Genomic DNA, 7,669 nt, shown 5'->3' with positions numbered 1-7,669 from the left:
TTTGAAGCAGTCAGCGATAATCCACAGGCCAAGCTGTCGGCCGTGATCAACTAAACGGCAAACTCAGTGGCCAGAGCCATGATGAGTTACACCACTTCCCGGGACACGATCCTGGCATCCACTGATGCTGTAGCAACTGCCCGATTTCACTGGCCCGCTGCGTCGGCAACCGCGTCAGCACATCCTTGAGATAGGCATACGGATCATGCCCATTCATGCGCGCCGATTGAATCAGGCTCATGACGGCCGGTGGCCGTCTTCATTAGAAAAGGTTATCCCCTATATCTTCAGCCTATGCTGATGACCTAGCATTGACGTACCTCCACCGGTTTAACCACTGCATACGATGTCCATATCGCACCCTATCGTCTCCTTGAGATATGCCACAGCGGCGGCCAGCACGAGGTTCTGATCAGCGGTACGATTACCAACAGATAGACCCGGCTGAACAATCAGAATTTCGGCTTCAATGGGTTTGAAGCGCGCTGTTTTGATCAAATCGTTAAGCCTCACCCCATTTCCAGCAAGGTAGCGCGTTGGACGGTGCAGGGAGCGCAGCCGATCCTCACGCCTTTGCAAGTGCTTGCCGAGTTCAGAAAAGCGCCATTTCCATTTGGCCGACCTGACCGCTTGGGAACAGACCTCCACGACATCCTTCACGCGTTCGCCAGGAGTATCTCCTCCGGCATATTTGCAATGGATCAGCGCAAGTCGTATACGATTATCTTCCTCCTTGAGGCAGACAAGGTCCGCGGCCTCACCGGCGCCGTCGTCGTCGAAAACGATGTCAAAATCACCTTGAATGAAGTGTTGGGCGACTTTCCACTGAACAGCATCAGCACGTGCAATGCCGTCTTTCCAGTACGACTCTTTTGTAATGTCGACCCCTGCCCAGTCCCAAGCCTCGAAGCGCTCTTCTCCGATTTCAAGATGCCTGGGGTCCTTAGGCTCGATAAGCATGTTGCCGTCCAGCTCACTCAGGTCGACGAACCGAACCAGCGGTGGGTATGAACTCAGATATTGGCTGAGCGCTCCCGCCGCTCTCCCGATGGTGAGTTCGACTGCCTCACCGCTTGTCTGTGCGACGACGAATCCGGCCTCTCCACCTACTGTTAAGGTGAACTCGGCGAACTGGCCGGCCTCGTCACAGCTCAGGGCAAACCTCATGCTGTTAGCTCGCACATCAAGGTATTTCAGATCGACGAACGTGATAGGAAGTCCGTTTGGAAACGCCCGCGTGGTGAGCACGACCCTGTCTTCCGCAATACCCATGATTTCAGCCGGCCACTCGACAGCTAGCACACTCCTATCGCTTGGAAACCCTGTCACATCCTTAGGAATCAGGACGTTTGCAATGATGTCATCGACAACGATACTGTCATCGAGAAGTTTGGCGCCAGCCGCCGCGCACCAGCGAACGAACGCGGGTATGGAACCTTGTTCCCTCGACCAAACCCTCCCTTTATAAGAGCAGCCAACAGAAACGCGCTCCCCATTTTCCCAGCCGGTTCCACTGACATTGTTCTTTACAGAGCCGCTGCGCTCGGCCAGACCGAGCGCTACAGCGACGTCGGCGCCTGTGTACATGGCGTAGCTGAGATTACGTCGCCCGTGTTTTTTGACCCCCATATTCTGAAACACCAGGCGGTTTATATGTCCGAGTATTCGAAACATCTGCTCGCCATGGATCAGGTCGGCTTGCCCCGTGACCTGCTCGGCCAGATCCGGGAACAGCGAGCTGTGATCGGTAGAGGACAGGAATAGCAGTTCTAGTTCTGGATTGTGGTGAAGGACGAAGAGTGTCCACTCACGATCAAGAACACCTTTGGTATTGGTCCAGCGGACCTTGCCTTCAGCGCGGGTGACGAAGTAAAGCGTACGCATTTCCCGGTTGAGCCAGACCCCTTCAATGTGAAGCTGTTGAGAGAGTCCGTGATGGAAGCGCTCAGGGAAAAACTGTTGAGCCCTGTAAGTGGCCGTGCTGAAAACCGGACGGAGCAGTTGGGGTGACAGAGAAATTTTGGAGTCGCCTTCCTCATCAAGGCGTTCGGATGCTTGCAGGAATGCGATCAATTCTCGGTGTTCCCTGACTGCATTGGAGCTAAGCTCGCTTAGTACCTGATTCCAGTCGGCGTCTTCGCTGTACAGGCGCTCCAGTGAGTGAGCAATGTCCTGGTCGCCAATGTTAGCCACTACCGTCGCCTCGCCGATATCGCTTCCTGCCACGCGAGTGAACCGCCCGATGAACTGGAGCATGATCGCCAAACTTCGATGACTATCATGGAGCGCAGCCACTTTGAGCTCGGGCAGGTCAAACCCTTCACCCAACATGTCGACGCAGATAACCACCCTAGACGCCCCCGATCGCAGGTCCGCCAGGCGCGCTTCAGTGTCACTAATTTTTGAATGGACCAGGATTGGCTGCAAATCAGGCGCAAGGTTCCGGTAAAGACGTTCTACGAGAGTCGCACGGGCGATACTGCTGCATCGAGCCATGAGCAGATGATTAAGTCCTGCGTCCAAGTCACGTCGTAACTTAGCTAACGCTGCCTCTGCGATAGCTTGATCGGCCTGGGTGCCGCCACTTGGCTGGTGGACAGGCTCGAAATGTATTGGTTTGAAGTAATCGTCGCGCTGTGCGGCGGCAAGGGGATAGTTGAAAATCACTTTTCCGTCGACGAGTTCACCATCCCTACGAAAAGGGGTCGCGGTAAACTGCAAAATGGGAAGAGAGTGAAAGGCCGACTTTAGCCCGCTCCAAGTTTTGGCGGGAACATGGTGGGCTTCATCCAGTATCAGTGACTTACACCTTTGGGCAATCCCAGCAGAGAGTGGGTTACCGGCTTCCAATGCCAGTGAACTAATGGTGGACACCACCACGTTGCAGTGGGTGAATATCTCCAAATCCGCTAGCGTCTTGGGCTTGGAAGTGATCAACCCAACTACCGGGTTCATCACTTCGTTTGGCAATACCCCCAAAGCGCGCAGCAGCCCCAGACTCTGAAACTTGTTTGCTGTTTGCTGGCGCAGGAGATCCCAAGGAACGACCACAAGCGTGGTCGATTTACCATACGCCGTCAGCGTAGCCAGCATCGTTTCAGTCTTGCCCGTACCTGTAGGCATCACAATCGTTGCGGGCTGTGCATCAAGGCTCCAGTGAGCTCCAATGGCGAAGAGAGCGCCCAACTGAGCCGGTCGCAGCCCCTCCAGTCCAATTGGCACTTGCCCATCGGAGTCGCGTCGTTCAACTCGATACGAAAGTTGATTCTGCCAGCTCTGCGCCGCGTCATAGGCGACAGCGGCCCAACTGGATTCGAGAACTCTGGCCTTGAAGTCGATGAGGAGGCGATGAGTCTTCCAGACGACTTTTTCCTCCCGTAACTGAATGATTCCATCCACGCCGTCAGGCAAGGCAACATTGGGCCGGTCGGTGAGCAGAACACGGCTACCGCATTCAAGTAACCACAAGCGCTCTCTGACACGAGGCGACACGTGCACCAAAGTCTCATTGACGACGTGGGTAGTGATGGCTGGCTGTAGCTGATGCCGAATCTTTCCTATAGAACAGCGTTGTTCATATACCACTGGTGGGAGCACAACCATCAAGATCCTCCTTGAGTCAGCCATCGTCAGGCACTGTCCAGGGGAGGATTATAAGCCGGATGGCTTAATGATGGCGCGGGAGGCGCGCAACCATCAACAGCAACGCTTCACCAGCCATGGCTAACGTTTTCACGACTGTTTGTTATAGGTTCGATCCCGACGGCTTAAGGGGGGCAGAGCTCAAATTGCACCGTCCATCGGAATCCAGACCACACAGCGTTCCAACTGGTATTCCAAGCAAGTTGAGCAAAGAGTTATTTACCAGCAAAAACAGATAGATACCGACCGGTTTCAAATTACCCCGGCTCGTCATCTAAAGACGTCTACGAACATCTTTTTTTGCTGAAACCCAGTAGCAGACATCCGCCACACTCCCAACCTGCGCTTCACACCAAAGAGTCATAACGACCACATCGCTGTCAATATGACCAAACCCAAAGATAGTCATAACAACCACATAGACCTGTAACCCATGATTCTATTGAACCCTCTAACAGGTTCACTTTTTGCACCCACCCCTACTCCACAAACCGTAGGGACAACATTTCATGAAAGACGATTTCAAAGACCGCATCGCAGTAGTCACCGGCGCCAGCTCCGGCATCGGTTTGGCAGTCACTGATCGCCTGATTGCCAAAGGCACCACAGTGATCGCAATGTCACGTAAACCGGGCGGTCTGGAGACGTTGATGCAAGAACACCCAGACAACCTACTTTGGGTTCCCGGAGACGTCACAAAACCGGAGGACCTTTCTCGGTTAGCCGAGCAGGCATCAAGCGTAGGCCCAATTGACTATCTCGTACCCAACGCCGGCATCGCAGAACTCGCCGACGGGCTCGACATTCAAGCTTTCGACCGGCAGTGGGCGGTTAACGGGGCAGGCGCTTTAAATACACTTACCCACCTCTATAAGCACCTCGCAACCCCAGCATCAGTTGTATTCATCGGGACCTTTCTGGAGAACATCACCTTCGCGGGACTCGCCGCCTATATCGCGTCGAAAGCGGCCTTGAAGGCGCACGCGCGTACGCTGGCGGTGGAGCTGGCGCCCAAAGGTGTGCGGATCAATATGGTTTCACCTGGGCCCACCGCAACACCTATCTGGTCGACTTTGGGTCTTGCTGAGCATGATCTGACGAGCGTTGCCAATGAAGTCAACAAACGTCTGCTGGGGGGTGCATTTCTAGAACCGGCTGCGGTTGCAGATGTCGTGTTGTTCCAGCTCAGTAACGGGGCGAAAAGCGTTTACGGTCAAGACTGGGTGGTGGATAGCGGTTATAGCATCCGGTAAGAAATCGCCCTTCCCTGTTCACCCAATCGCACGGTTCCCTTAACGTTCGATCATTTCGCGCATCGTCTTCGGGTTACTTCGCATTGGGGTGTTTATGGGAGAGGCGCGCTCGCTTTTGATGCCTCCCTTCTCGAAACGACAGACGCTCAAGGAAGGTGAGGCATTCATTCAATCGATGGACACACCGCCGTCCTCGTAATTAGGATCATTTCACTCCAAACGTTCGAGAAAATAGAAATGATCGCCGACCCCGGAATCCCCACGCTGGATCAACTGAAGGTGTTCCTCACCGTTGTCGAGGTCGGAAGTTTTGCCGGTGCGGCGAGGAAACTTCACCGCGCCACTTCGGTGGTGAGTTATACGATCGCCAATCTGGAAATGCAGCTCGGGGTTGCGTTGTTCGATCGCAAGACCACGCGAAAACCTCAGCTGACCGATGCCGGTCGAACGGTGCTTGCCGAAGCGCGCTCCATCACTAACGGCGTCAACGGGCTTCGGGCGAAGGTTTCCGGGCTGTTGCATGGGCTTGAAGCGGAGGTGCATCTCGCGCTGGATGTGATGCTCCCGGCAGACCGTGTCGTGGATGCGCTGAAGACCTTCAGGGAGCAATTCCCGACGGTCACGCTGCATCTGCATATGGAGGCGTTGGGGGCCGTGACGGAGCTTGTGATCAACAAGAAAGCGGTCGTCGGCGTCAACGGGCCGTTGGATATGGGCCTCGATGGTCTCGAACGCATCAGGGTCGGCAGCGTTCAGTTGATACCGGTGGCCGCGCCAACGCATCCGCTTGCGGTCGAGCGTCCCCAATTGCCGGGGACAGCCAGGGAATTCGTGCAACTGGTCCTGTCCGACCGTTCGGCGCTGACCGGCGACAAGGACTTTGCCGTGCTCAGCACCAGGACGTGGCGGCTGGCGGATCTGGGCGCAAAACACATGCTGCTCAAGGAAGGCATCGGCTGGGGCAATATGCCCATTCCCATGGTTCAGGCGGACCTCGAAGCCGGTCGTCTCGTTGAGCTCGATTTGCCGGACTTCAAGGGCGGCACTTATACGTTCGATGCCGTATATCGAACGGACTCACCCCCCGGCCCGGCTGGCAGGTGGCTGATCGAGCGGTTTGGCCAGCAGGCCGTCACAGCCTGAATTCCAGACTCTATCTTTTCAATTTCATAGAACGTAATCGTCGAAATTTGGCGTCTATTGCGAAAAGCGGGACGGTGACACTATCTCTTCCACACCGGCGCTTCATGTTGGAGCGCTGTACCAAAAGGGATCGACCATCATGTCTCAAGCCGCAAGCATTCGCGCCACCGTCGCAACCTCGAACAACCTGACCAGCACCGCTTCCTTGGCTGGTCGCATCTTCCTCAGTGCCATTTTCATCCTGTCCGGTATTTCCAAGATCGGTGCTCCGGCCATGATGATTGGCTACATCGGCTCTGTTGGCTTGCCATTCCCGTCATGGGCCCTGGGCATCGCTATCGCTGTGGAAATCCTGGGCGGCGCCGCCTTGATCGCCGGTTATCGTACCCGCACCACAGCGGCCATCCTGGCCACCTTCAGCGTGTTCACCGCACTGATTTTCCACAGTGCCCTGGCTGACCAGAATCAGTTCATCCACTTCTTCAAGAACATCGCCATGGCCGGCGGGCTTCTGCAGATCGTCGCGTTCGGCGCAGGTCGCTTCAGCCTCGACGCTCGTCGCCAGTAACCGCATCGCCGGTACGCCGAGGGCGGCCGGCAGGTCTGACTCCTTCTCATCGAGAGACTCTTATGAAAGCTATTCAAGTCGCACAGTACGGCCAGGCAGAAGCCCTTCAGCTCAAAGACGTTCCAGACCTGAAACCCAACGAAGACCAGGTCCTGATCAACGTCGCCGGCAGCGGGATCAATCCCATCGATTGGAAAATCCTGTCCGGCGCCATGAAGCAATTCATCCCCCTGCCGCTGCCTTACACCCCAGGCGTGGAGGTGTCCGGCACCGTCGCGGCGGTGGGCAAGAATGTCAGCGAGTTCGTGGTCGGCGATGAGGTTTTCGGGTTCATCGGGATTGTGGGCGGGTATGCGACCCAAGCCCTTTCCACCGCCGATCGCCTCGCTCGCACGCCAAAAACGCTGTCGTTGCAAAAAGCCGCCGGCGTCCCGGCTGCGGCCCTGACGGCCTGGCAAGCGTTGCACGAACACGCCACGATCCAGGCTGGTCAAACGGTCCTGATCCATGGCGGCGCCGGCGGTGTGGGCAGCTTCGCAGTCCAGTTGGCGAAACTGGCCGGTGCTCATGTGATTGCCACCAGTTCGGCAAAGAACCACGACTACCTGCGCTCGCTCGGTGCCGACCAAGTCATTGATTACACCTCGGCCAGGTTCGAAGACACCGTTGCAGACGTGGACGCCGTTATCGATCTGGTCGGCGGAGAAACACAGGCACGTTCCTGGAACGTGATCAAACGGGGTGGCGTTCTGGTTTCTCCCGTCAGCCCACCCGACGCCGAGAAAGCTCGCGAACAGGGCGTCAGCAGCAAAAACTTCGCTACCCGTTCGGACGGTCGTCAGTTGGCGGAAATCGCCGCGCTCTTAACGGCCGGCAAGCTCCGTCTGGAAGCAGAGGTCGTACCGCTCAGCGAAGTGGTCGACGCGGTAAAACAGAGTTGGAGCGGGCACACCCGCGGGAAAATCGTGCTCGATGTGAGCCGTTGAAAACCGGTCGATGACGGTCCTGTATGGGGCCGTCTCGCGTTTCTGATGGTTGCCCGGATAGAAGTGGGCAGCATCCC

General features: G+C 56.2%; 5 protein-coding genes and 1 pseudogene. 4 read left to right on the top strand and 2 right to left on the bottom strand.

The genetic code is table 11. The features are described from left to right. Positions 1-46: 46 nt before the first annotated feature. A pseudogene (locus tag EGM97_RS25325) lies at positions 47-259 on the bottom strand (transposase domain-containing protein); the annotation flags it as partial. A 71-nt stretch (positions 260-330) separates the two neighbouring features. Continuing rightward, the gene (locus tag EGM97_RS25320; RefSeq protein ID WP_238961877.1) at positions 331-3,468 is read right to left on the bottom strand and encodes a DEAD/DEAH box helicase; all 3,138 of its coding nucleotides are present in this window, start codon (positions 3,466-3,468) and stop codon (positions 331-333) included. Positions 3,469-4,151: 683 nt separating this feature from the next. Between EGM97_RS25320 and EGM97_RS25315 the strand changes: the two genes are divergently transcribed. From EGM97_RS25315 to EGM97_RS25300, 4 genes are all read left to right on the top strand, one after another. After that, positions 4,152-4,895 (top strand): SDR family NAD(P)-dependent oxidoreductase, encoded by a 744-nt coding sequence (locus EGM97_RS25315; protein ID WP_238961876.1) that lies wholly within the window; start codon positions 4,152-4,154, stop codon positions 4,893-4,895. A 237-nt stretch (positions 4,896-5,132) separates the two neighbouring features. Further along, positions 5,133-6,038, top strand: a complete 906-nt coding sequence (locus EGM97_RS25310; protein WP_238961875.1) for a LysR family transcriptional regulator — start codon at positions 5,133-5,135, stop codon at positions 6,036-6,038. Between the two features lie 139 nt (positions 6,039-6,177). After that, positions 6,178-6,606, top strand: coding sequence for a DoxX family protein (locus tag EGM97_RS25305; protein WP_238961874.1), 429 nt, complete (start codon positions 6,178-6,180; stop codon positions 6,604-6,606). Positions 6,607-6,668: 62 nt separating this feature from the next. Further along, complete coding sequence (locus tag EGM97_RS25300; RefSeq protein WP_238961873.1) at positions 6,669-7,592, top strand: NADP-dependent oxidoreductase; 924 nt, start codon at positions 6,669-6,671, stop codon at positions 7,590-7,592. Positions 7,593-7,669 lie beyond the last annotated feature (77 nt).

It is taken from the genome of Pseudomonas sp. AF32 (genome assembly GCF_022342325.2).
GTDB classification, from domain to species: Bacteria; Pseudomonadota; Gammaproteobacteria; order Pseudomonadales; family Pseudomonadaceae; genus Aquipseudomonas; species Aquipseudomonas uvaldensis.
This window is presented reverse-complemented; position numbering and strand designations above follow the sequence as displayed.

Coding starts and splice junctions, on each gene's coding strand:
- EGM97_RS25315 (WP_238961876.1), top strand. CDS start 4,152: ATGAAAGACGATTTCAAAGACCGCATCGCAGTAGTCACCGGCGCCAGC.
- EGM97_RS25310 (WP_238961875.1), top strand. CDS start 5,133: ATGATCGCCGACCCCGGAATCCCCACGCTGGATCAACTGAAGGTGTTC.
- EGM97_RS25305 (WP_238961874.1), top strand. CDS start 6,178: ATGTCTCAAGCCGCAAGCATTCGCGCCACCGTCGCAACCTCGAACAAC.
- EGM97_RS25300 (WP_238961873.1), top strand. CDS start 6,669: ATGAAAGCTATTCAAGTCGCACAGTACGGCCAGGCAGAAGCCCTTCAG.